The 23,318-nt window shown below is 48.8% G+C and carries 21 protein-coding genes and 1 riboswitch; of the genes, 8 read left to right on the top strand and 13 right to left on the bottom strand.

Annotation, left to right across the window (positions count from 1 at the left end):
- Positions 1–1,091: 1,091 nt before the first annotated feature.
- The 4 genes from NG796_RS09655 to NG796_RS09640 all read right to left on the bottom strand — a co-directional run bounded on the left by NG796_RS09655 (position 1,092) and on the right by NG796_RS09640 (position 5,928).
- Entirely contained in the window at positions 1,092–3,077 is a 1,986-nt protein-coding gene (locus NG796_RS09655; RefSeq protein WP_261206257.1) for an anti-sigma factor family protein, read from the bottom strand.
- Between the two features lie 166 nt (positions 3,078–3,243).
- Complete coding sequence (locus NG796_RS09650; RefSeq protein ID WP_254564807.1) at positions 3,244–3,900, bottom strand: sigma-70 family RNA polymerase sigma factor; 657 nt, start codon at positions 3,898–3,900, stop codon at positions 3,244–3,246.
- 484 nt (positions 3,901–4,384) lie between these two features.
- A complete protein-coding gene (locus NG796_RS09645) occupies positions 4,385–4,879 on the bottom strand; it encodes a molybdenum cofactor biosynthesis protein MoaE (protein ID WP_261206254.1) in 495 nt (164 codons plus the stop codon).
- 56 nt (positions 4,880–4,935) lie between these two features.
- Positions 4,936–5,928, bottom strand: a complete 993-nt coding sequence (locus NG796_RS09640) for an aspartate carbamoyltransferase catalytic subunit (RefSeq protein ID WP_261206253.1) — start codon at positions 5,926–5,928, stop codon at positions 4,936–4,938.
- Between NG796_RS09640 and NG796_RS09635 the strand changes: the two genes are divergently transcribed.
- Positions 5,927–6,469, top strand: a complete 543-nt coding sequence (locus NG796_RS09635) for a GerMN domain-containing protein (protein ID WP_261206251.1) — start codon at positions 5,927–5,929, stop codon at positions 6,467–6,469. The two genes, NG796_RS09640 and NG796_RS09635, sit on opposite strands and share 2 nt — an antisense overlap.
- A 73-nt stretch (positions 6,470–6,542) precedes the next feature.
- On the opposite strand, the gene NG796_RS09630 is transcribed toward NG796_RS09635, so the two are convergent.
- Positions 6,543–7,151: a DNA-3-methyladenine glycosylase gene (locus NG796_RS09630; protein WP_261206249.1), complete on the bottom strand. Its 609-nt coding sequence runs from the start codon at positions 7,149–7,151 to the stop codon at positions 6,543–6,545.
- A 460-nt stretch (positions 7,152–7,611) separates the two neighbouring features.
- Positions 7,612–7,700, top strand: a riboswitch (Glutamine riboswitch).
- A gap of 40 nt (positions 7,701–7,740) precedes the next feature.
- Between NG796_RS09630 and NG796_RS09625 the strand changes: the two genes are divergently transcribed.
- Positions 7,741–8,199 (top strand): DUF4278 domain-containing protein, encoded by a 459-nt coding sequence (locus tag NG796_RS09625; protein WP_261206247.1) that lies wholly within the window; start codon positions 7,741–7,743, stop codon positions 8,197–8,199.
- Between the two features lie 94 nt (positions 8,200–8,293).
- Here NG796_RS09625 and NG796_RS09620 read toward each other — a convergent pair whose 3' ends face one another.
- Both NG796_RS09620 and NG796_RS09615 read right to left on the bottom strand, forming a co-directional pair.
- The gene (locus tag NG796_RS09620; protein ID WP_261206245.1) at positions 8,294–9,634 is read right to left on the bottom strand and encodes a TRAP transporter large permease subunit; all 1,341 of its coding nucleotides are present in this window, start codon (positions 9,632–9,634) and stop codon (positions 8,294–8,296) included.
- A complete protein-coding gene (locus NG796_RS09615) occupies positions 9,618–10,172 on the bottom strand; it encodes a TRAP transporter small permease subunit (RefSeq protein WP_261206244.1) in 555 nt (184 codons plus the stop codon). The genes NG796_RS09620 and NG796_RS09615 overlap by 17 nt, the downstream gene beginning before the upstream one ends.
- Before the next feature lie 57 nt (positions 10,173–10,229).
- Here NG796_RS09615 and NG796_RS09610 point away from each other — a divergent pair, with 57 nt between their 5' ends.
- The gene (locus NG796_RS09610; RefSeq protein ID WP_261206242.1) at positions 10,230–10,475 is read left to right on the top strand and encodes a hypothetical protein; all 246 of its coding nucleotides are present in this window, start codon (positions 10,230–10,232) and stop codon (positions 10,473–10,475) included.
- A 24-nt stretch (positions 10,476–10,499) separates the two neighbouring features.
- On the opposite strand, the gene NG796_RS09605 is transcribed toward NG796_RS09610, so the two are convergent.
- Positions 10,500–10,733 carry a hypothetical protein gene (locus tag NG796_RS09605; RefSeq protein WP_261206241.1) on the bottom strand — a complete coding sequence of 78 codons (234 nt, stop codon included), beginning with the start codon at positions 10,731–10,733 and terminating at the stop codon, positions 10,500–10,502.
- 152 nt (positions 10,734–10,885) lie between these two features.
- On the opposite strand from NG796_RS09605, the gene NG796_RS09600 reads away from it, so the two are divergent.
- Positions 10,886–12,973 carry an NAD(P)/FAD-dependent oxidoreductase gene (locus NG796_RS09600; RefSeq protein ID WP_261206240.1) on the top strand — a complete coding sequence of 696 codons (2,088 nt, stop codon included), beginning with the start codon at positions 10,886–10,888 and terminating at the stop codon, positions 12,971–12,973.
- 34 nt (positions 12,974–13,007) lie between these two features.
- Here NG796_RS09600 and NG796_RS09595 read toward each other — a convergent pair whose 3' ends face one another.
- Positions 13,008–14,621, bottom strand: a complete 1,614-nt coding sequence (locus NG796_RS09595) for a hypothetical protein (protein WP_261206238.1) — start codon at positions 14,619–14,621, stop codon at positions 13,008–13,010.
- Positions 14,622–14,832: 211 nt separating this feature from the next.
- Between NG796_RS09595 and NG796_RS09590 the strand changes: the two genes are divergently transcribed.
- A complete protein-coding gene (locus NG796_RS09590) occupies positions 14,833–15,993 on the top strand; it encodes a metallophosphoesterase family protein (RefSeq protein WP_261206236.1) in 1,161 nt (386 codons plus the stop codon).
- A gap of 249 nt (positions 15,994–16,242) precedes the next feature.
- Here the strand turns inward: NG796_RS09590 and NG796_RS09585 are convergent, their stop codons facing one another.
- From NG796_RS09585 to NG796_RS09575, 3 genes are all read right to left on the bottom strand, one after another.
- Positions 16,243–17,952, bottom strand: a complete 1,710-nt coding sequence (locus tag NG796_RS09585) for a hypothetical protein (protein ID WP_261206234.1) — start codon at positions 17,950–17,952, stop codon at positions 16,243–16,245.
- A 21-nt stretch (positions 17,953–17,973) separates the two neighbouring features.
- Complete coding sequence (locus NG796_RS09580) at positions 17,974–18,966, bottom strand: hypothetical protein (RefSeq protein ID WP_261206232.1); 993 nt, start codon at positions 18,964–18,966, stop codon at positions 17,974–17,976.
- A 607-nt stretch (positions 18,967–19,573) separates the two neighbouring features.
- Positions 19,574–20,794, bottom strand: a complete 1,221-nt coding sequence (locus NG796_RS09575; protein WP_261206230.1) for an FIST N-terminal domain-containing protein — start codon at positions 20,792–20,794, stop codon at positions 19,574–19,576.
- 456 nt (positions 20,795–21,250) lie between these two features.
- Between NG796_RS09575 and NG796_RS09570 the strand changes: the two genes are divergently transcribed.
- The 3 genes from NG796_RS09570 to NG796_RS09560 all read left to right on the top strand — a co-directional run bounded on the left by NG796_RS09570 (position 21,251) and on the right by NG796_RS09560 (position 22,800).
- Positions 21,251–21,472 carry a Calvin cycle protein CP12 gene (locus NG796_RS09570; RefSeq protein WP_261206228.1) on the top strand — a complete coding sequence of 74 codons (222 nt, stop codon included), beginning with the start codon at positions 21,251–21,253 and terminating at the stop codon, positions 21,470–21,472.
- A gap of 263 nt (positions 21,473–21,735) precedes the next feature.
- Positions 21,736–22,335 (top strand): DUF3177 family protein, encoded by a 600-nt coding sequence (locus NG796_RS09565; protein WP_261206226.1) that lies wholly within the window; start codon positions 21,736–21,738, stop codon positions 22,333–22,335.
- Positions 22,336–22,494: 159 nt separating this feature from the next.
- On the top strand, positions 22,495–22,800 hold the full coding sequence (locus tag NG796_RS09560; protein ID WP_261206224.1) for a hypothetical protein: 306 nt from the start codon (positions 22,495–22,497) through the stop codon (positions 22,798–22,800).
- Positions 22,801–22,891: 91 nt separating this feature from the next.
- Here the strand turns inward: NG796_RS09560 and atpC are convergent, their stop codons facing one another.
- Complete coding sequence (gene atpC, locus NG796_RS09555; RefSeq protein WP_261206222.1) at positions 22,892–23,299, bottom strand: ATP synthase F1 subunit epsilon; 408 nt, start codon at positions 23,297–23,299, stop codon at positions 22,892–22,894.
- Between the last annotated feature and the right edge of the window lie 19 nt (positions 23,300–23,318).

Genomic DNA, 23,318 nt, shown 5'->3' with positions numbered 1-23,318 from the left:
TCGAAAGACGGAAAACCTGTGTAAGGGTTTCGCTTTCTTAAAGTATGGGATTCAAGATCCTCTCTCGTCATCCCCTATAGAGCATCTACAATCGATACAGTTCCCATTGAGAGGTTATTTCTAAAGGAGGATGCTATAAAGTCATTGATATGATATCAATCCTATTGTTCCCTAGATAACAGGAAAATGTGTGTAAATCTTTAGTAAAGTTATGGCTCTATCGATTCCCTCTAAAAAAATTAGATAACCTAACCCTGGCATAACGAATGAGACAAGAATCAGGATGGATAAAAACTCCGTAAAGTTTTATCTACAGAGGGTAAAGCTCTCAAGGAATGTTCCCTGGCTCGGAATTTCATTAGCCCAGATTAGTCAGTTTAAACTTCGGGTTCGGTTATGTTTAGGATGACCGTAAAATTACGGAGAAGAAGCCCTTCATCGCTCATCGCAATGGAGTTGAGACAATGTTTTTAACCTCTGAACTGCTCCTCTAAGGGATTAATTCGGGGTTTTGCAATTCACAGAACAAGAAACCGGCTTTCTGGTCCTCTGTTAGGGCGAATGTGTAAAGATTAGGTAAAGAAAGGGGGTTTTTAACGTTTACTGTCCAGACTCCCTTGCTCATCCGTACCCTAAAAATTCGTAGGAATCAGCAATTCAGTTTTTTCACCCACTTTGGGGCTTTCATCTATTGGTTTTATTTTCAAACTGGGTTCCGAGATTCTACGGATACCCTAGATAAATCGTTCGGTTTTCCGTATCGGTTATGAAAAGAGGTTTTTACAGACTAGCTCATTTGCGCGGGTTTAAGAGTAAAGTAGGTCTTGCACAACCGGATTTGATAATAGAGATTCTATAGCGGGTTGCAAGCAAAAGCCCATAGCTTTAGCCTATTTCCATCCTTTGCAGAAGGGAGCAGCTTTAGCTATGGGCGATCGCCGATCAGAACACCCGTTTGATTTGTTCTTTTCACCCAATCTCTGGTATTTTTGTATGATTTTTGCCCCGTTCACATCAACTCGATCCCATCCCAGGAATCCCCCAGTTCACCCTTAACCTTGTGAGTCCTGATTCCGATTGAGTTTATCTCATTATTCCACAAACAAAGCGCGGGATTCAATGGGTTTGGGTTCTGTCGCTTCCGGAGCTTCCGGAATCTCGACAACTGAACCATTTAAGGCAATCATCAAGCGTTCAGAAGGCGTTGGGGTTTCTGCGGGGACCGTTGCCATTTGAGGGCTGTAGGTCCGATCGCGGAAAATGAGGCTTGATAACCCGGCTAACACCAAGGCAGCGATCGCGACGCCACCCCATAAAACCCGCCGCTGACGCTGGCGATCGAGGCGTCGGAACAAGTTCTGGACGGTTTCTTGCACAGGTTGCACCGGCGCAGGAACAGGCATAACTTGCACACTTTCGCGCAGTTTAATCAAGTTCAAATAGAGGCGTTTCACCTCGGGATCGCGATCGAGCCACTCTTGAACCTGACGACGTTCGCTCTGAGTTGCCTCGCCATCGATATAAGCACTCACTAATTCAAATCGTCCCGCAGCAATGGCGGCATTTTCTCCTTCACAAACCACTGGAATTTTAGCTTCCAATTGTTCGAGTTGGTCAATCCGACTAAAGACCCCACTGAGGAAGGCATCGACAGGTTGTGTCTCTGATGGTGTCGGGAGGGAAACCAATTCCTGACGGAGGTTTAAAAGTCTTGAATGGACCTGTCTGAATGTGGCATCACGGGAGAGCCAGGTTTCCACCTGTTCTGATTCGGCATGAGTTGCCTCACCATCGAGGTAGGCACTGAGCAACTCAAATTGCTCGGCAGGAATTGCGGCAAGGGCGCGATCGCCAACGAGAGGCATGACGGCTTCTTGTTGTTCGATTTCGTCAATCCGACTAAAGACTGCACTAAGCAAGGCATCGACAGGTTGTGCTTCTGATGGTGCCGGAAGGGCAACCCATTCCTGACGGAGGTTTAAAAGTCTTGAATGGACCTGTCTGAATGTAGCATCACTGGAGAGCCAGCTTTCAACTTGCTGAGATTCGGCAGAAGTTGCCTCACCATCGAGGTAGGCACTGAGCAACTCAAATTGCTCCGCAGGAATCGCAGCAACTGGGCGATCGGCAACAAGAGGCGTGACGGCTTCTTGTTGTTCGATTTCGTCAATCCGACTAAAGACTGCACTGAGCAAGACATCGACAGGTTGTGCCTGTGATGGTGCCGGTAGGGAAACTAATTCCTGATGCAGGTTTAAAAGTCTTGAATGGAGGTCTCGGAATGACGGATCACTGGAGAGCCAGCTTTCAACTTGCTGACGTTCCGTTTTAGTTACTTCACCATCGAGGTAGGCACTGAGCAACTCAACGCGATCGGCAGGAATTGTGGCAACTGGGCGATCGGCAACAAGAGGCGTGACGGCTTCTTGTTGTTCGATTTCGTCAATCCGACTAAAGACTGCACTGAGCAAGACATCGACAGGTTGTGCCTGTGATGGGGCCGGAAGGGAAGTCCACCCCTGATGCAGCGTTAAGAGTCTCGAATGTAAGTCACGGAGTGAGGCATTCGTCGAGAGCCAGGTTTCAACTTGCTGACGTTCGGTATCAGTTACTTCACCGTCGAGGTAGGCACTGAGCAACTCAACGCGATCGGCAGAAATAGCAGATCCAGTGTGATCCGTAACGATGGTGGTGACAGATTCTTGTTGTTCGATTTCGTCAATTCGACTAAAAACCGCACTGAGCAAGGAATCAACCGGCTGGGTCTCCGGCGGTGCCGGTAGCTCAGTCCATCCCTGATGCAGGGTTAAAAGTCTGGAATGTAAGTGTTTAAGTGAGGCATCATCTTCTAGCCAGCCCTGCACTTCTTCCCGTTCGGTGTCCGTTACTTCACCGTCAAGGTAAGCGCTGAGTAATTCAAATTGATCGGCGGTGAGATCATCGTCGAGCTGGGCTGAATGTGGGGTCACGGAATTCCATAGTGCCATTGGCTGATTGCGATCGGTTAAGTTAAAAGATCGTGAACCCCCTAGGGCTGGTTTTTTAGGAGTGTGATGGGATTCATAGTTAGGATTCATGTCAACACCACCACCAAATCAAACTGGATAATGCACCCTGAATAATAATCACAACTGCAAGCTTGTTTACTAATAATCATATCTGAATAGATTGGGCGTCTAACGTTGGAAAATACAACGTTACGTTATATGAAAAACTTGCGTTTCAAACACCGCAACCCGACGCCTAACTGTCCAAATAAGTTTGAAGTTGAACTTGCAGACGCTGACGGGCGCGGGCAATTCTGGATTTTACTGTGCCGAGAGAAACGCCGGTAATTTCAGCAATTTCCTCATATGCTAACCCTTCAATTTCCCGCAAAACAATAGTCGTGCGGAATACTTCCGGTAAATCAGCGATCGCGGCGCGTAATTGGTCGTAAAATTCGCGAGTAGTTAAGTCATCTTCGGGACCCGGTTCATCCGCAGCTATTTCCCAATCCATTTGCCCATCCTCTAACATCCGAGGGGCATCTAAAGAGAGGGGGTCGCGCACCCGCTTGCGCTTGCGTAGCTCATCGTAGAACAAATTGGTGGCAATTCTGCTCAACCAACCCCGGAATTTAACCGGATCGTTTAACCGTTTGACATTGCGGTAAACCCGAATCCAAACTTCCTGTGCTAAATCTGCTCGGTCTTGCCAATCAGGAGCCAAGTGGTACAAAATTTTATCCACATGAGACTGATAGCGGCGTAGCAGTTCAGCAAAGGCAGAACGGTCCGGACTCAGACCCTCCTGACAGCGCAGGACTAAATCGTAATTTGACAGTTTATCTGGTTGCACTGAGGCTGGAGAATTAGTGGCCTCACCCGTTTGCCAGGATGTAGAAGGAGTGTAACTCATCTGTTAAAAACGGGTCGGAAACCCCGTCATTTACGGCGAGAATATGGAGAGTTTTTTTCCTGGATAAATAATAATCCGCTGGAACTCTCCGAAACCCGTAGGTGTTCTCTTGGCCGACCGTTACCCTGATGTTTGCCTTTTAGACAAGTCTGGCAATTTCAGACTTTTACATCATCCGAATTAAGGGGGTATTCATCAACTGTTTACCCGGTAACGGCACAATTGGCAGTGTCAGCGTTTAAGTTCCGGATGATTGCCCGAAGTCCCTTCCTGTCGAAAGGGTGCTGATGGGGTTGGAATGAGTGTTATAACATTCCAGGCACTGGAGACACTTTTATCCTAGCAAAAGTTCCCGTTTCCGGGAGTTGGGTGAATGGCAGGTTTGGGTTTGTCCCTATGGAGTGCAAGACTCGTGAACAGGTCAATTGTTTCCCCAGCTTATGAATTTTCAGCGATTATCCCCTCTTAACCAGTGGATTTCTGGTTATTCATCCTGGGTTTCACAAGCGCCAATACTCACCCACGAACTAGAACCATCAGCCCAATGTTCTTTTTTCCAAATGGGGGCATTGTGCTTGAGGGTATCGATCGCATACTGACAGGCTTCAAAAGCCTCCCGCCGATGTGGAGAACCCACCGCCACTAAGACACTAATTTCACCAATTTGTAAGCGCCCCATGCGATGAAAGATCACCACGCGCTGCACATCGGGCCAAGTAGACCGGATTGAGGCCGCTATTTGCTGAAAAACCGCCTCTGCCATTGGTGCATAAGCTTGATACTCTAGGGCAACGACGGGTTTCCCATCGGTTTGATTGCGAACCATGCCACTCATGACCACAACAGCCCCATTGCCAGGGTCATCAGCTAAGGCATAAACTTCCTCTAGGGAGAGGGGGGCAAAAGTCAGGGCAAAGCGATCGCCTTTTGGGGTGGCGATCGCATCCGGGACCGGGCTTGATAAGGTTGGATTGGTCATCGTTGATGCAGGGGTTAGGGTCAGTTACCCCTCAGTTTAAAATCCCTCGGTTCATTCTACTGAACCTTGCCGCCCCCCATCAGATAGAGCAACGCCATGCGGACTGCCACCCCGGACGTGACTTGTTGGGAAATCAGGCTAAACTGGGGGTCATCCATCAGATCGGAACTAATTTCTACTCCCCGATTCACGGGACCTGGATGTAACACTTTGACATTCGGGTTACAGAGTTTAAGGCGATCGCGAGTAATTCCATAATGCTGATGATACTCCCGCAAACTGGGCAAAAGATGCTGGCTCATCCGCTCTTTTTGTAATCGCAGAGTCATCACAAAATCGGCATTTTCCAGGGCTTCTTCTACCGTCCAATGTAACGATAACTGACCCGCTCTACCCACTCCCATATCTGCAAACAGTTGAGGTAGGAGGGTCGGAGGTCCCGCCAGATGCAGTTCAGCCCCTGTAGCTGCTGTCAAACTCCAAATATTCGATCGCGCGACCCGCGAATGCAGAATATCCCCGACGATCGCAATTTTTTTCCCTTGCAGCAGTTCCAGGCGAGGGCGGTCCCGATCCAGCACAGAGCAAATGGTAAACAAATCGAGCAATCCTTGGGAGGGATGTTCATGTTGCCCATCTCCGGCATTCAAAACCCCCACCCGTGAACCCAGTCGGTCCATTTCCGTGGCGATCGCCTGGGGAACTCCCGCCTCCCGATGGCGAATCACCATCAAATCCGTTCCCATTGCCAAATAAGTTTTGGCGGTATCCAAAATCGTCTCCCCTTTCGTCAGGGAAGAGGATCCGGGGGCAAAATTTAGGGTATCTGCCGAGAGTCGTTTGGCTGCCAGTTCAAAACTGCTGCGGGTCCGGGTAGAGGGTTCAAAAAATAAATTAGCCACCACCTGCCCTTGCAGAGTCGGCACTTTTTTCATGCGTCGGGAGAGGACCTCCCCAAAACTAGCGGCAGTTTGCAGCACCGTATCGTATTCTGAAGAAACAAAATCAGCCAAAGAAATAATGTGGCGGCGAGTCCAGGTAGTAGCCATGCAAAAAGTTTTTCACGCGAATTCTATCCTCAAAAAATATATAGCCCAGCCGATCATTGGCATCACTCTCGTGATGTTATTGTCCGTGACGGGCTGTGGGACGCCACCCACCACCACGGACCCGGGGATGCCCTCATCCCCCTCCAATGGGGCGGTTTCTCCGGATACCCAACAACCCCAGTCCGTGGCGATGGCGAACGTAACGATTTACGAAGCGGACCCCCAGTGTCAAGAATTGTTGCCGCAAACGGTGTCGGTTCCCAGCGATCGCCCCATTGAGGCGGCAGTCGGTGAAGTGATCCAAAATGCCGGGACAGTAGATTTTGATATTGTCGGTTATCGGGTCACTGTGGATAACACTACGGGAGTTGCCACGGTGGATCTGCGGGCGGATCCCAATTCTCAACGGCAATTTGTCTCCCTATCTAGCTGTGAGCGGTTTTCCCTCTTCGACAGTCTGGAACGAACCTTAACGGAAAATCCCCAGTGGCAAATCCAGAGGGTGGAATTTACTGAACGCGGAGAACCTTTGGAGATTTAAGCGCAGCCCCCACCCTTTTCTAACGGAACGCTCTATGAAGAGGGTGCGAGTTTTTATAGATCCCATCAAATCTTTAAGGTTTCGAGACTGCTGGACTATTTGCCAAGTACCAGCGCCAAGGCAAGTCGGTTCCCACGGAAATCCCTATTCGGTAGGTTTGAACCAAGCTTAGGGTCCCCTGGTTTAACGGGTGCTGAAATTCTGGGGGCCGATGTTCCAACCACAGGGGACCTCCTGTTTGTAAGGGGCGATCGTTCAAACTGCGATCGATTTGTAGGGTCCGACAGAGTTTCCCGGGTCCTGCGGCAATGCGAGCTAATTTTTCCCGCGTCTGGATCCCCGGTGGCATCCCATCCAGTTGTAAAGCGCGAATCAGGACCGCACTGGCAACCCCGGGGCGATCGCATACAATATTCAGGCAGTGGTACATCCCATAAATCAGATAGACATAAATCGTTCCTGGTGGCCCAAACATAGCCTGATTACGCGGGGTGGGCCGTCGGTAGGCATGACTGGCTGGGTCTCCCGGTTCGTAGGCTTCAGTTTCTACGATTGTCCCCCGAATTCGTTGACCATCGGGCAGTTGCCGGACTAAAGTGCAACCAATTAAAGCCGGTGCGACGTCCGTAGATGGACGGGCCAGCCATTCAGGTTCTACAATAGTCCCTGGGGTTTCATTCATCCTGGTTTTGTTGTTACTGGAAATTTATGGATATCAAATTAATTCTGCCAATTCTGAGCATTGTTTTTATCGTATCCTGCCTATTTTTTGGCACCAAAAACGGCTTCTACGATTCTGATAACTATCACGGTAACGGATCTGCCCACTAAAGCGCACTCATTTAGACTTTTTGCCGAAGTGTAAAAAGCCGATTGGCGTTTTTAAGGGGATTTGGGGGGATCGATGCTCCCCTGAAAGCAAGAGGTTTATTTAGGCTAAATCCCTGCGATTCGCAGTTAAAAAAGACACCTACCAAGGGTGTCTTTTTTTGCGTTGAACCACTGGAAATGAGGGAAGGGAGAGGCAATGGGCGATCGCTTCTGTTCTCCCCTCTCCTGCACCTTGTCAAGTTTTGTAAAGGTATCCTGAAATACTTGACACAGACTGGCAAAACTGTAAAAATTAATACAGAAATTATTCATACGTTCATCTCTACGGGTTTTACGAACTATCAGATTGTTAGATTCCCGGCAGGGACGGAAGTAGGGAGTTGTCCCGAAGGAACGCGGCTTACTCGATCACGACACTGTTTTAGGAGTAGAAGACGCGCATGAAACTTACCTATCGTGGGATTAGCTATGAATCCAACGCCGTTCCCACCCCCAACAACCCCCTAGTAATGACAGGTCAATATCGGGGCGTACACTGGCGGTTAAACAATGCCCAAGCGTATCCGATGGAGGAACCAACCCCTGAACTGATGTATCGCGGGGCCAGCTATTCTACAGGTCCTGCTCAGGTGGTTGTTAAAGAAAGCTACGAGACTCCCTCCTTCATTCCCACCGCACCTGTCGATCAATTATGGGTCGCGAATTTAGAAGAAAAAGCTCGGGCTTTGACCCTTTCCAATGGCAGGTCTATTAAGAAACGTCAACAGGCTATGCTCGGTCGAGTGGCTGCGGAAGTGGGTCTGTCTACCGATATTTCCAACTACTGGAATCGCATCCAAGGCAAAGTTCATCCGACGTTCCGAGCTTCCTATTCCCGCAGTTCAGTTTCCTTAAGTTAATCAAAGATTCCTGAACTAGATTTAGCAACTTTTAACCCATTTAAACACTCCTTTGGGGGTGTTTTTTTTGCACAATCCAGTTCAGGAGAAAACGTTAAGAGAGCGAGGGTAAAAAACTCACAATTCCCGGAAAAATAATCAACAGAATCAAGACAAAAAGCTGAATCAAAATAAAGGGGATGACCCCGCGATAAATATCGCCCGTTGTGACTTCCGGTGGGGCGATACCTCTCAGATAAAATAAGGCAAACCCAAATGGAGGAGTTAGAAAAGAGGTTTGGAGGTTTGCGCCTAAAATGACCCCAAACCAGACTAAATCTAAGCCTAATGTTTGGGCGACGGGGACAAATAGGGGAACTACGATAAATGCAATTTCAAAGAAATCGATAAAGAACCCCAGGATGAAAACCGTCAGCATACTGACTACCAAAAAACCAGTAGTTTCCCCAGGCAAGTTGGTAAGTAAATCAAACATAAAACTATCCCCATGTAAGCCTCGGAAAATTAGGCTAAATGCGGTAGAACCAATGAGGATAAACATTACCATTGTGGTGGTCCGGAGGGTAATGTCACAGACGCCTTGAACAGATGCCCAACTGAGTCTACGGTTGGCCCCGGCTAGGATAAGTGCACCCAATGCACCGACAGCACCAGCTTCCGTAGGGGTGGCAATTCCAAAAAAGATACTACCCAAGACCAGTAAAATTAACAGGGTCGGGGGAATCATGACCGTGACGATGCGCATGAATAATTTGGTCCCAGTCATGGTGCGGACTTCTGAGGGCAATGCGGGGGCTAAATCAGGCCGTAAAAAGGCAATGATTACGACGTGCAAGGCAAAGGCACCGGCCATCATTAATCCGGGGATTAATGAACCGATAAATAAATCCCCTACAGAAACTCCTAACTGATCCCCAAGCACCACTAATACGACGGAAGGGGGGATAATTTGTCCGAGGGTTCCCGAGGCGGCGATTACTCCGGTTGCCAGTTGTTTGTTATAGCCATATCGCAACATAATCGGTAGAGAAATTAATCCCATCGCCACGACAGTTGCGGCCACAACGCCGGTGGTAGCGGCTAATAATGCCCCGACTAAGACCACGGCTAGGGCTAATCCCCCACGCAAACGCCCGAACAGAATCCCCATTGTTTCTAATAGGTTTTCGGCAATGCCGGATTTTTCTAGCATCGCCCCCATAAAAATAAAGTAGGGGATAGCGAGGAGGGTATAGTTTTCCATGATGCCAAAGATTCGCAAGGGCATCGCGTTTAACAGAACGGGATCAAAAACACCTAAAGCCATCCCGATTAGACCAAATATGATGGCGACACCACCGAGAGAAAACGCGACGGGATAGCCAAAGGATAAGAGGACTAAGGCACCGGCAAACATGGCAGGGCCTAGCCATTGATAGTCATAACTCAGATTCATGACGTTCCTCTTGGGGGGTTAGCCAGCCTTGGAAAATAGCAAACTTTTTAATCGCTTCAGAAATTCCTTGGAGAATAAGGAGGAAGAAGCTGATGAGAATAACCGTTTTAATGGGGTAGCGGGGTAATCCCCCTGGATCTGGGGAAACTTCCCCGATCGCCCAGGATGCGGCGATGGTATTCCAAGAGAAAAATATCGCCAAAATCGAAAAAGGAATGAGGAATAACAGGGTGCCAATTAAGTCTAATAAGGCTTTTCGTTTGGGTGACCAACTGCTATAAAAAACATCAACCCGAACGTGCTCATCATGCTTGAGGGCATAAGCTGCACCTAATAGGAAAATTAGGTCAAAAATATACCATTGGGTTTCAATCAGGGCATTGGAGGTCAAATTTTGACCCACGGCACGTCCCAGATAGCGACCGATGACGTTCCAGACGCCAACGAGGACCATCAGCAGGACTAGCCCATTCATGAACCGTCCGATATATTCATTGAGGCGATCGATCAGGGTGGATAGGCGTAAGAGTTTATCCAAGGTCGGATCTTGTCTAATGAACGAAGGAACTGGAGATGATTTTATGCTGAATGGGGGATGAAATTATACCCGCGATCGCACCGGAAGAGCGATCGCGGGTATTCTGTAGAACTGTGGCGGGTTGCAGTTGACACCGAACCCAGAAGTCTGTTCAATCAACTAGAGTCAGCTATTCTACCGGATCACAATCCTGGAAGAAGGCTAGGGCGACTGCAAGGGAAACGGCAAGAATCAGGATGCCACCCTCTGGACATCCCCGAATCCAATGGGGGAGATCCTCGGTCATCCTGCGACCTAGAATAGGGTAAGGGTGGGCGCTATTTCTGGCTACCCTAGACTATCCCAGGCTTGAGAGACTAATTCACTCAGCCACCGTCGCTGATGTAAGTCGAGTAGGGAGTCATCGGCTAAAACTTCTGCCGTCACTTCCTCCAAGGACTTCCCCTGCGCCCTGGCGATTTTTATCACCCCCGCGATCGCTGATGCCACTAATTCTTCATCAATAGGCTGGTGCCGCAGCGCAACCAGTTCTTGTGGACTCGTGGGAATGGGATAATTCATGGTTAATCCGCAGATCTCCTGGGTATCAATCAATATGATGAGTTTCTTAACTTTTTTTAAGGAATTTTAATTCTGTAACCGGAATCTTAGCGCACTTTTCCCCCTTGTCAACCCTATTTTTAGCCGATTTATCGGAGTAAATTTCGCTCATCATGAAAGAAATCCTCTATTTAGAAGTTCCCACACCGGATATCGAAGCGGTTCGGACTTGGTTGCATCAGGACTTCACTCCGGACTCTGGAAAAAAACTCCTTACCCGTGATGGCATAAGACTCGAATTTTGTCAAGAACTCAACCCATCCGCCACGGAACCGGGAGATATACCGGAACTGTCTATCTTTGCCTGGACGGTTCAGAGAACCGCCTACCTTAAAGTATTCCGATGGTCTCAACGACCTATTCCCCGGGAAAAACAAATCCTGGCGGGGTTGACTCGTCAGGTGAGAGATCGGTTTCCCTGCTACTATCCTAAACCTCCGGAAATCAACTTATCTGAACAAACTATCTTTGAAGCGTTAGCTTCTGATTACCCCCTCACGGTTAAATATTTTCAAAAAATTCCCAACGGAGAATATGACCTCAAGCGGGTTTACTGGTGGGAACAACGGTGGCGCGAAGGAGTTCGCAATCCCCAAGAACCTAAACAGGTTCTCTTTCAAAAACCCCAAAGTGAATCTTTTATGCCTCCCCCCTACGATTTAATTTATATTGGCGGTGCCTTGGGGGTAATTCATGCGGCAGTTATGGCGCGACTGGGTTATCGGGTTCTCCTGTTGGAACGGTTACCGTTTGGTCGGATGAACCGGGAATGGAATATTTCCCGGGGAGAATTTCAAAATTTGATTGACTTGGGTTTATTTACCCTAGCCGAATTTGAAAGTGTAATTGCCTGTGAATATAAAGATGGGTTTCATAAATTTTTTGATGCTAATAATCCCCCCCAATGTAAAGCGGCAATTCTACATACCCCGACGGTTCTAAATATTGCGATCGATGCTGAAAAACTACTGAAACTTTGTGGGACAAAACTCCGAGAAGCGGGGGGGGAAATTTGGGATGAGACGGAATTTCTTACCGCTGAGATTGAACCCCAACAAGCAGTCATCAAGGCCAAACATCTCCCAACAGGGGAGGACCGAGTGGCTGGGGGTCGCCTGTTGGTGGATGCAATGGGAACGGCTTCCCCGATCGCATGGCAACTCAACGGCAGTCGCACCTTTGATAGTGTCTGTCCCACGGTGGGGGCTGTGATTGCCGATGGGTTTGAACCGGGCGTTTGGGATGTCCAATATGGAGATGTACTCAACAGTCATGGGGACATTTCCCGGGGACGACAACTCATTTGGGAGTTATTCCCGGCAGCTGGTTCAGAACTCACCTTTTATTTGTTTCACTACCATCAGGTTCACCCCGATAACCCGGGTTCATTATTAGAAATGTATGAGGACTTTTTTACCATTCTGCCGGAGTATCGGCGCTGCGATCTCGATCGCCTAGAGTGGAAAAAAGCCACATTTGGCTATATTCCGGGATATTTTAGTGTGGCAAGTCACGATCGCCGGGTGGCCGTGGATCGGTTGATGGCGATCGGAGATGCCGCCTCTTTACAATCTCCCCTAGTCTTCACCGGATTTGGTTCCCTGGTCCGCAATATGGCCCGGTTAACCACTCTACTCGATACTGCCCTTAAACATGATTTATTGGAGTCGCGTCACTTAAACCAAATTCGCGCTTTTCAAAGCAATGTTGCCGTAACTTGGCTATTTTCTAAAGGGATGATGGTGCCAACGGGTCGGTTCTTACCCCCCGAACGGATTAACTCTATGCTGAATACATTTTTTGGGGTCTTAGCCGGGGAACCGGGACCCGTAGCTGATACCTTTATTAAAGACCGCGTAGACTGGCTGACCTTTCATCGACTCGCACTCAAAGCCGCTTGGCAAAACCCATCCCTATTGTTGTGGATTTGGGAATTAGCCGGACCCAAAGATCTGCTGCGGTGGGTAGGCAGTTACTTGTACTTTACCCTGATTTCTCTATTAGGTTGGTTATTAGGTTGGTTACCTGGATTTGTGCGCACTATTCAACCAGGATTAGAACCCCGATTTCCAGGGTTATGGCTATGGTTATTGGCTAAAAGTTATGCCCTAACCGATGGACTAGGACGCCCTCAGGGCGAGTTAAAGCGCTGGAATTTGGGCAAAAAAAATCAAACCGTAGAAGAAGGGGTCAGGGGTTAAGACTCGACGGGGGTTTGAACCCCCGTCAATTGGGTTATTTTTTATTTGAGAAACTGGGTAATTCTACCGCTGAGAAGGAGTTGCGTTTTTTCTGGGCCGATCGCACGGGATAGACGATGGGTGCAGGCCAAATCGATGGGTTTGACCCCCCGCCACTGGTGGAGGGGATATTTGACCCTAAATTGGCTTGTTCCTGCCCTGTTTGAGGGGGTTCTCCGGGCAATTGGATGGGGGAGGGAGTAGGACTTTGGGATTGTTCGGAGAAGGCTTTCGCTTGTAATAAGAGTTGCATCTCACTATTGCCGGTGAGGAGGGGTTGGGGCTGAACAGGGGCAGGGGTTTGATTGGTTTTGATATTAGGGTCTGGGGTGCGATCGCCTATTCTGTCGGTTAAGGGAGAAACCACAGGGACAGAGGGAATATGCAGGGATAAGACGGGAGTTGCCGGGGCCAAAATCACCGGGCGATCGCGTTTGGGTTCTAAGTGGGGCTTCTCAATCAATGAGTCTAAATCTTCCCAGACAGGTTGCTCATTTTCTGCGTCTTGAGATTGGGTTTCTTTAGGATTAGAAGGTTTTTCTAGGATAGGTTCCTGGGCTGGAATATGGGAGGGAAAGGGTTTTAAATGCTCTCCCTTAGCAGATAAAGGCAGGCGAATTTTTGATAAATCTGCCCCGGATTTCACGTTGGGGACGGGTTGCTGTCTGGGTTCGGCTTCATCAGCATCCGCAAGGGACCAAGGTTTGATCGGGTCCGCTTTGGGGAATAGGGTGGTGTTAGCAGGATTCGGGTTAGCGATCGCCTCTTTTGCGCCAGTTTCGAGAAGATCCGTGGGTTCTTCTAAGGTGGACTGCCGTAGGGAGGCCATCGCGTTGGCTTTTTCTAAAGGGGTCTCAATACATTTTTCCAGGGCTGCCTTAAATTGCAAGGTGTGGCGTTGCTGGCGATGCAGGCGAGCTCGCAGGTCCTGACAGGTGGTTTGGGTTTGAACTAAAATCTGGGACTGTTCGTGATACCGTTGCTGGGTCAGGGCGCATTCCCGTTCCAGTTTTGCTCTAATTTCTTGGCTGGTTTGTAGTTGGGTCCCTAAGTAGGCGATTTGTTGTTGCTGTTGTTGGATCTGTTTGGTCGCCGATTGGATATGTTCCGACAATTGTTCGATTTGGCCGGTGATACTTTTGAGTTCCAGAGTACGCCGGTCTAAGAGTTTTTGGCGATCTAAAGCTTGCGATCGCTGCTGTTGCAAGGATTGTCTACATTCATGCAGCAGGGTTTCAAGTTGTTCAATTCTGCCATCAAGTTCCAAGTTTTCTTGTTGCAGTTGTTCTACAAGTACCGCTTCGGGTGACGCTGCTGAGGAGATGGAGGGGGCTTTGATGCGGGCGATCGCCTCCCCAATGGATTCAGTCGGGCTGAGGATCTGGGGGATGGGTTCTTCTTCCTGACTGTTTACCAATAAGGCATCAAGACTGATGGCATTGGGAAATTCTACCGTTTCCCAGTCCTCTTCTTGTGGGTCTAAATTTGTGGGGGATATCTCCGGGTTCCCGATGGGATCACCCGCTTGAAAAGCCGGTTCTATCTGTTTCAATTCTTGGGGTGCGATCGGTTCCGGTTTAGGGTTGGTGGGATTTTCAGCGTCACTCATTGCTTTCCTTGGTAAACTAAATACAGTTTAGACTCCAGTTGAGTTCCACTTGGAGGCTATCAAACCCAGGGGAAAACAACGGAATTGGGCCATGCACTCCGAATTTTATGGGTCCTGAAAAACCTGAATTAGAGGTCAATCCTGGGGGACAGTGATAGCCATTTTTTGATTCCTCATATTCTTCAACTCTGCGTTTTTTATTTTATAACTTATGACTGGGAAATTTTGGGAAAAGAAAACCGTTCGAGATTTTAAATTTGCTGTGATCAGCGATCCACACGTTGCTGTCCCGGAAACGATTTTAGATCACCCCAGCCGGTTTCATTTGGTTGAAGTGAGTATCCCGGCTTTAGAAGCTGCTCTGGCCCATTTAGCTGAACTAGATCTTGATTTTTTACTCCTCCCTGGGGATTTAACTCAGCATGGAGAACCGGCCAATCATGAATGGTTAGCAAACCGCTTGACAAAATTACCATTTCCTGCGTATGTAGTTCCTGGAAATCATGATGTGCCCGTGGCGATCGCGGATAAAAAATCGATTGGGTTGGGCGATTTTCCCTATTATTATCGTCAATTTGGTTATCACAATCCCGAGCAACTTTACTACAGCCATGAGGTCTTACCTGGAGTCCGGCTCATTGGTCTTAATTCTAACCAATTTGACGAAAATGGCAAGCAACTTGGGCGGATGGATTTACAGCAATTGCAGTGGTTGCAAGAGGTATTGGATCAGGTCACGTCAGATGAACGGGTGATAGTGATGATTCACCATAATGTTTTAGAACATTTACCGGGCCAATCCCAACACGCGATGGGAAGGCGGTATATGTTAGACAATGCACCAATTCTGGTGGAAATGCTACAAAAGGCAGGGGTACAGCTGGTGTTAACGGGACATTTACACGTCCAGGATGTCGCCTCAGAGCATGGCATCTATGATATCACGACTGGTTCTTTAGTGAGTCATCCTCACCCCTACCGAGTGTTTCACTATCGCACGGATCGGGAAGGTCGGCATTTTTTAGAGATTTGCACCCATCGGATTGAGTCGGTCCCGGGATGGCCGCAATTGTTGGAACTGTCGCGCGAGTGGATGGGCGATCGCTCTCATCCCTTTATGATGCAATTACTCATGGCCTCCCCGTTAAATTTGCCCCAGTCTCAAGCGGAGATTCTGGCCCCGACTTTACGCTATTTTTGGGCGGATATTGCTTGTGGAGATGGGAGTTTTGATTTTCCTGAGTTTCCACCCCAGGTCCGCCGCTATTTTCAAACCTTTAGTGCAGCGAGAAATTTCCGAAATGGCGATCGGGCGGATTGCCCACAACCTATGGCAATTGACAACAACGGGACTTTAATCTTGTCGAAATGAGCAGGATACCCAATCCATATTAGCCCCTTAATTTCTTGTATAGAGGCAAAATTTTCCGTCTCTACAGAGAATCCGCCGATGAACCCACTTTTTAGGAAAAAGCAGTTCATCGGCGGATGAGTTGATCGAGGAATTCTGTTTAAGGAATCTCTAGTTTGGGGGTAAAGTCACGGTCAGACCAACCGGGTTTCTTTACACCAATGTCAGTTATGAGCAACTGTTTCTGGTGCAGAAACCCGGGTTCTTGTCCTAGCGAGCAATAGCAAGGGACTCTCTCATCTGAGACAGCATGGGGGTAACTGCTTCAAGCAAGGTGGTCATGCCTTCAACTTCGGTGATCATATTGGCGATCGCCACTGCCTCGGATTCGGAAGCATTCTCCGACAGATTACCTAACTGTTCCAGTAACAAGGGGAGGGACTCACGCAGACTGCCTACGGAAGTCATGGATGGATTTAATCCCGGGGCATTCAGTCCACCACCAACAGGTAACAAAGTTTGGAAGGTGGAAGATAATTGGTTCAAATCGGTTTGAACCGCTGCGACAGTGCTTAAGAACTCCTGACGTTTGCTGGAATCGTCAATTCCTTGAGCAATGCGATCGGCATTTTCCTGCAAGACTTCCGATGTAGAAGCGGGGACGATTTCCATCTTTCCACTATCGCTGAGAATATTAAAGGTGAAAGGTTCCGGTCCCACGGGATTTTCTTCATAGAACGCCATCGCTTCGGGATCGAGAATCGCAGCCATTGTAAAATCAGCGGTTTCGGTATCAAACCCGACTTTCAAGGGGAAAGCGATCGGGTTTTCTGGATCGACTAAGGGGGTTAGACCCGTGATGGTAAATTCTTTGACACCACCACCGGGAAATTGGGTAAAATCTACCGAATCGCCAGGACCAAATTCACCCAGTTCTTGACCGTTGACAGACACTGTAAACGGAGTGGGGAAACCTGTCGGGAAGTCTTGAATCTCCGTAAACAGAGAATCCGAGGTCGTGGTGTAGCGGAATCCTTCGGCAACCGGAGGATCAACCCAGGCCCCAGTGACAACGCCCACGAAACTAAAGGCTCCATCTTCCATGCCACCGGGTAACACCGGGTTATTTTCAGAGGAACCCGGAGAAATTCCGGCGAGGCTAATAAACACTCGCTGATTGCCAATTCGGATCAGCATTCCGCCCCAGCTACCCCAGGTCCAACGGCCTAACAAGCGCATGGGAGCCATTTCACCTAAGTTGGCTAATGCAACCAAAGTTCCGAAAGCATTGCCGCGTCCATTATTACCCGCAGGCACTAGCATGACAAACCGTTGAGGCCCTAGGGGCAGTTCCACAATTTGAATTGCGGGGTTTTGGGTCGTTGCTGCTACGGGGCTAGGGGCTGTGGGCGGGGTATTTCCAGTGGAATCCGATTGATTCGTGGAAACGGGAGCAGACTGTTGGGGTTCGGGCTGTTGGGCGGCGGGGGGTGGGGTTTGCGGGGTCGGTTCAGGAACAGTAGATTCCACAACGGGGGCGGGTTCCGGGGTAGGAACCTGCTCGATCGCGGGCGGTGGAGTTGGAGTTGGGGTTGGAGGTGGGGTGCTTTCTCCGCCCGGGGTCGGCATCAGAAACGCCGTCATGGTCGCCAAATTACTATCGATTAAAATTCGCGTAATCGTGATGGTAATTTCTCGAACAATCGTTCCGGGTGTGTTGGGTCCCCCAGTGCTATCAGACTGGTTGGTAACAACGGTCGTACCACCCCCGGAAGACCCACCTACGACAACGACTGTGGTGGTAACGGTAGTATTCTTGGTGGTAGTGGTGGTGGTGGTATTCGTACCCGCGCCGGTACTATCCGATTGATTAGTTTGGGCTTGGACTGGAATCGGGGCAATCAAAGTGGCCGCTAGGGAAAATCCGAGAGGCAGACTGAGACACAGACCGGTTTTGAGTAAGAAATAGAGAATTTTCACGTTCACCCTCCTGAAATGGGGTTAAAAAAAGGACATTCCGTAGCCAACTCCAACTGAAAAGCGAGTGCCATCACCAGCGGTTCCAGTGATATCGCTTAGGGTTGGGGTAATGACGATGGGTAAATTACGAAACGGCAAGACTGATGCACCAATGTTTAAGTCTTGGCCGGTCCATTCGGTAAAAACGCTGACCGGGGGGATGACTTGCACGGCAACGCTACCAAATACGCCGACGGTCCCTTCGTCTTCTTGCACCTGGTCTTCGGTGCGAAAGCGTCCGTTTCCAACTCCGGCAGAAACGGAGAGTCGGCTAAAGGGGTCTTGGCTATTTTCGGTGAGGCGAAATCGTTTACTGACGACTCCGTAAAGGCTGGTATCGGCATCGGAAAAGCCCCAGATTAAGGCGTTTTCTAGTCCAACGGCGACGGCCACATCACCGGGAAGGGCGCGGTGTACTTTGAAGTTAAAGGAACCGCGATCGCCATAGTCCGATAGGTCTAAGGCGCTGACCCCCACATCGAAGCCAACGACGGTTTGGGGATCTCCAAAGCTGACGACAAGACCGGCGGTGCCGTCGGATTTGTCGGTGTACCGGGTTCGTTCTTGATAACTTAAGCCAACTCCTACACTGCCAAAGCGTCCCCCATAAGCGGTAGGGGTATTAGAACTGGTTCCCGGTGCGCCGAGATAGATTTGTTGCAGGGGCACTTCTTGCAGGGTTTGTAGGCGCTGCTGGAGTTGCTGAGTTTGTGCTCTGACGTCTTGCCCGGTGGGATTATCAGAGGTTTGGGACCTGATCTCCGGATCGGTCCGAGATAGGTCGGTATGATAGGGAGCAAGGGGTAAACCCAGGGGGGGAGTTGTCAGGCGATCGAGTAAGCAGGCTTGACAGTCCTGGGTGGGAGCGTCAAGGTCTAGGGAGCTTGGGGTTTGAGCGATCGCGCTGGGGTTCCACCCGAGAGGTCCTAATAATGCGATCGCGAGAATCGCAGGTTGGACAGGGCAAATCTTCATAAAATTTTTGATGAGGAAACTTGCTCATTTGTTTCCCAGTGAATAGTCTGGAAAACGGTGATCACCCGCCCAGGTTTTGATTCAAGCGGGAGGGTTTGCAGACCAATCCATAGAATGGGATGGATGGAAAAGAAAAGCCAGACATCCAATAACTGGATACAAATCCTAGAGTTTTTTTATTTTTTAAAACTTAAACTCCCGGATCAATGCGGGTTGTCTAGACGAAGGTGAATAAGCAGAATTTTTATCTGCTAATCGCTAACATAGCACAAAATAAATCAACTGAATGTTCTTTTTGAACCGGAAAATTTTTGGTGATTTTTATCTCCTCAAATCTCAGTAATTTTAAGGAGTTTTTCTTTGTTTAGCCCTACTACAGAGAGTTAAAAAAGTAAAAACTTCCCCTAAAATTGTCTCTACACCGTTTCCGGCTTTGAATTTCCCAACTTCACTTTAGAAAAGAGGTGAAAGAATTGCTCTAATCGCCAGCAGTTGCCTCCCTGGAAGGAAGACAATAACGGTTAGCCCAAATCAGCATTAAAGAAATCGATAACTTGCATGGCGTTTCCCCTAAGGGGTGAGCGAACACTCAGTTTATCGATCGCTTTTAGAGCGGGTGACATATTGCAAATACTGACGTGTATCCATGAAGGAAGGTTCCACCCCCCACCGGGCCAATTTCACCGTTACAAAAAAAGCCACTAACGGGGATGTTCCCGACATATTGCCTAAACAGACGAGAGTCAAAATCCGGCTGACCATAAAGCTGTTCACCACGCCCAAGACAGGCAAACATTAACGCTCCCACAGAAGAATTTTCACCAGAAAAACGGCTCTGATACCGTTGCAGGAGCATTTCTAGGTCTTCAGCAGAGGTTTGGGCATCCCGGAGGTGGAACTGGATGCGCTGGCCGGGACGGAGGCGATCGCCGATGGCAATGGCTCCCTCTCTGGGGTCCACTCCCAAGACATTCCGGATTAAAAAGTCCCCCTGTTCCAGTTCGTCTTTAAATTCATTTCGCGCAATCCCAATAAACAAGGAATGCTGGGCCAACTGCCGGTCTGATTCGTTGAGGCTTTCAATCACGGTTTTAAGGGCTTCTAGGGGTCTTTGAGATACCCCAGAACCACAGGGACCAGCATCTAGGGCCAGGAGAATATTGCGCTCACACTCTTTGACGGTAAAGGGATTGCCAATGGGTTTACAACCCTGAGCGACAATGGTTTCTAAGACAATATTGCCACTCAAGGCCACACCAACAGCCCCTTCTCGATAGAGGCGATCGCCGCTAAATAATGCAATGGTGTTTCCCATCCCTCCCCCACTGGCTAATCCCCCAACTTTAGCCGACCCGGGGTAAGCAAAATCTAGTCCTTGCAATAAGTCATTAATTTTTGACGTAAACGGATCTGCCAGAATGACAAAGTGGGGGTGACTGCTTGCGGGGACCCCAATGGCCTCTACCCAGGCATCGGGAGGACTATCCAAGTCCGGCAGTTCTTCCCCATCCAGATGAAAGGCTTGGACTTTAACTCCAGGCAAACAAGCTAAAGTTAGACTCAAGGCGGGCTGTTCTTCCAATTCTCGGGCGGCAAGCTGCCCATCCATGCCAATAATGCCGCTACCGGAACAGCCAATGAGAACGGGCACCCCTAACTGCTCTTGTAGTAAGGGCATCAGCCGTGAATATTCGCTGGCAAAAGCGGAGGAAATAAACACGAAGCCCAGATCAGCTGGATCTGATAACAACTGCTGCGATCGCTCTACGACCTCGAATACCGCCCCTTCCAATGAAGGACGGGTTGACAATGCATTGGCCCACTTCATCTGGTCTGCCACGGGTTCCACCTTTTTGAGAGAGTGCTAAAACTTTGAGTGTTAAAGATATTTATTTTTGAGTTCATTTGGGAAGGCCAACTGCCCTAAAGCGGCTACATGAAGCACCGGACTTGTGGCGATCGCCCCCTCCAAGCCCAGATCGGCACGGCTACCCAGGCTTGTGTTAAAATAATTTAACATTTCTAGGGAATAAGACAGTAGAGTATCTACTGGGGGGAGGACTGGGTAAGACTGCAGAATCTTAAAAAATAACAACGGATACAATGCCTCAGCCCTGGTTTCCTGTATCTCTGGTAAAAGAAATTAGCGTTCTGTCCAACCCAGGTCCCTTCTGCGGTCCCCTGTTGGTCCCCGGCCCGCTACCAGACCCACCCGAAGAAGTTAGCGCTAAGATTGAGCGGAAACCTTTTCTATAGTGCCAAAGTTGTTGAGAAAACAAAAGCTATGAGCAATATCAAAGAACAAATCGAACAAGAGCTTCAAAATGCCCGCGCTGTCTGCGATGTCAGCGGCTCAAACTCCCAAGAGTGTGCGGCAGCCTGGGATGCGGTTGAAGAAGTGCAAGCAGAAGCAGCCCATCAGCGCCAAAACAAACCCAAGAGCTCGTTAGAGAAGTATTGTGATGACAACCCGGATGCTGCTGAATGCCGGATCTATGACGAATAAATGAGAGTGCAGCCAGGGAATAACTCTGGATAAAGGGCTTTAACCTCGATTGCAATTTCTTTTTTTGGCAACTGGAACTCTCTGCTCAGAGGGTCCAGTTGCTTGTGCTGGTTGGTTATCAAAATAGGCGATCGCCCGGGGTCGTCTATTAACCCCCGGTACACAGTTTTCCAATTCAATCTAGCATTCAACCTGATGGATCGCCCGGGGTCGTCTATTAACCCCCGGTACACTGCTAACGTTCGATGGTCATGAAATCCACAATGGAGCAACCTTGGTTTCAAGCGCTAGTCTGGATGGATTACCGACTAGCGGTCTTATTTACTGTAATCCTGCCGCTGATTCTTCTGATCTGGTCTTTGACTCAGAATGCGGATTCAATTCAGCGGTTATTAATGATTTATTGGCGAGTTTCGAGCTTACTTGCCATTACGGTCTATCTGATGATTGGAGCGTTGCCTCTCAGCTTTGTTTCAGCGTTTGTGGCTCGCTTTTTGATTCCGCTTTCTCTATGGTTTTGGGTGGATCTGAATGAAGATTTGGACGATCGCCCTCAGTCTCCGTTAAAGCTGGCTTTTACCTCTTGGCGTTGGGCGATTTCCATTTATATGGCAGTCGGCACTTTAATTCAAATCCCCTTTTTAGGCTGTGCTTTCTCTAGTCAATCTGCACTCCTGAATAACCCTTCATGCCGAGTTTGGCTTGATCCCCCCTGGGGTTTTAAAGAAATTTTACATCCCAATGGCGACCCTGGTTTATTAGGATTTTGGGGCGTAGTGGGTTTAGTGATTTATGTGGTTTGTTTTGCTTACTTTGTCCTGATTCGTCTGGGTAAGCAAGGGCGATCGGCAACGGGACAATAAATGCGCTTTTGGCGGTTTTGGTCGGTGTTGTAGTGCAAGGGGCGATCGCCTACGGATCTACTCCGCTCAATTTACGGAAGATTTCCCCTTGCGCTCACCGGATAGATGATTCACAAATACCCGCTCATTTTAATTTTAAACTCGACTGAAACTTGAACGATGGTAATCACTCCCTCCCAGGGCCAACGTCTCGAAAAATATACTCAAAAACGTCCCCAAGAAGTCTTGATCGTGACGGCAGAAATTGATCAAGAACTGGATGAAATTACAATTTTCAAGGGATTTTCTAGTTCTTTAACTCGTCCCACTGCTTTCGATCCCGATGTGCCGATCTTACCGGACTCCAGTAAAATTATTAAAATTGATCGCCTCAAAAGCCCCTTAAATCCAGAAAACCCCGACTATATTGAGCAAGGACTGACTTGGGAGACGATTCAGCCTTTACTCGACCAGGTTGGAGTCTAATTTAGGGTATAAAAAAGGTGAAGGGTGAAGCAGTCAGTCCTTACTGTTACCGCCTTCACCCCAATCAAAATTGATTGAATCCGTTGAACCGTTAAACCATGCCGCCTGCAGCTTGGACCCGAGCTCTAGCTCGTTTCAGGGCTTGTTTGGCCTGAATTTGCTCTTGACGGGTACCCGTAGTCGCGCTATTCAGACGGGTTTCTGCTTCTGAATAGGCTTTTTTAGCTTGCTCTAGGTCGATTTTGTCGCCCTGTTCAGCACCGTTAACCAGGATGGTGACTTCGTTTTGCTCCACTTCAGCAAAACCACCCATTAGGGCGATCGCCACCCACTCTTTATCGGCACGAACCCGCATCACACCCACATCGAGGGCAGTTAGCAAAGGAGCGTGTTCGCTGAGAATACCCAGTTGTCCTGTGGTACTTGGCAGAATCACTTCCTCAGCCTTAGAGTCCCAGACCGTTTTATCTGGGGAAATCACGCGAACCGTTAATGTCATATTCCAGTTTTTAATGGTC

It is taken from the genome of Laspinema sp. D2d (genome assembly GCF_025370755.1).
GTDB lineage: Bacteria > Cyanobacteriota > Cyanobacteriia > Cyanobacteriales > Laspinemataceae > Laspinema.
Note: the sequence above shows the minus strand (reverse complement) of the source record. Positions and strands in the feature narration are given on the sequence as shown.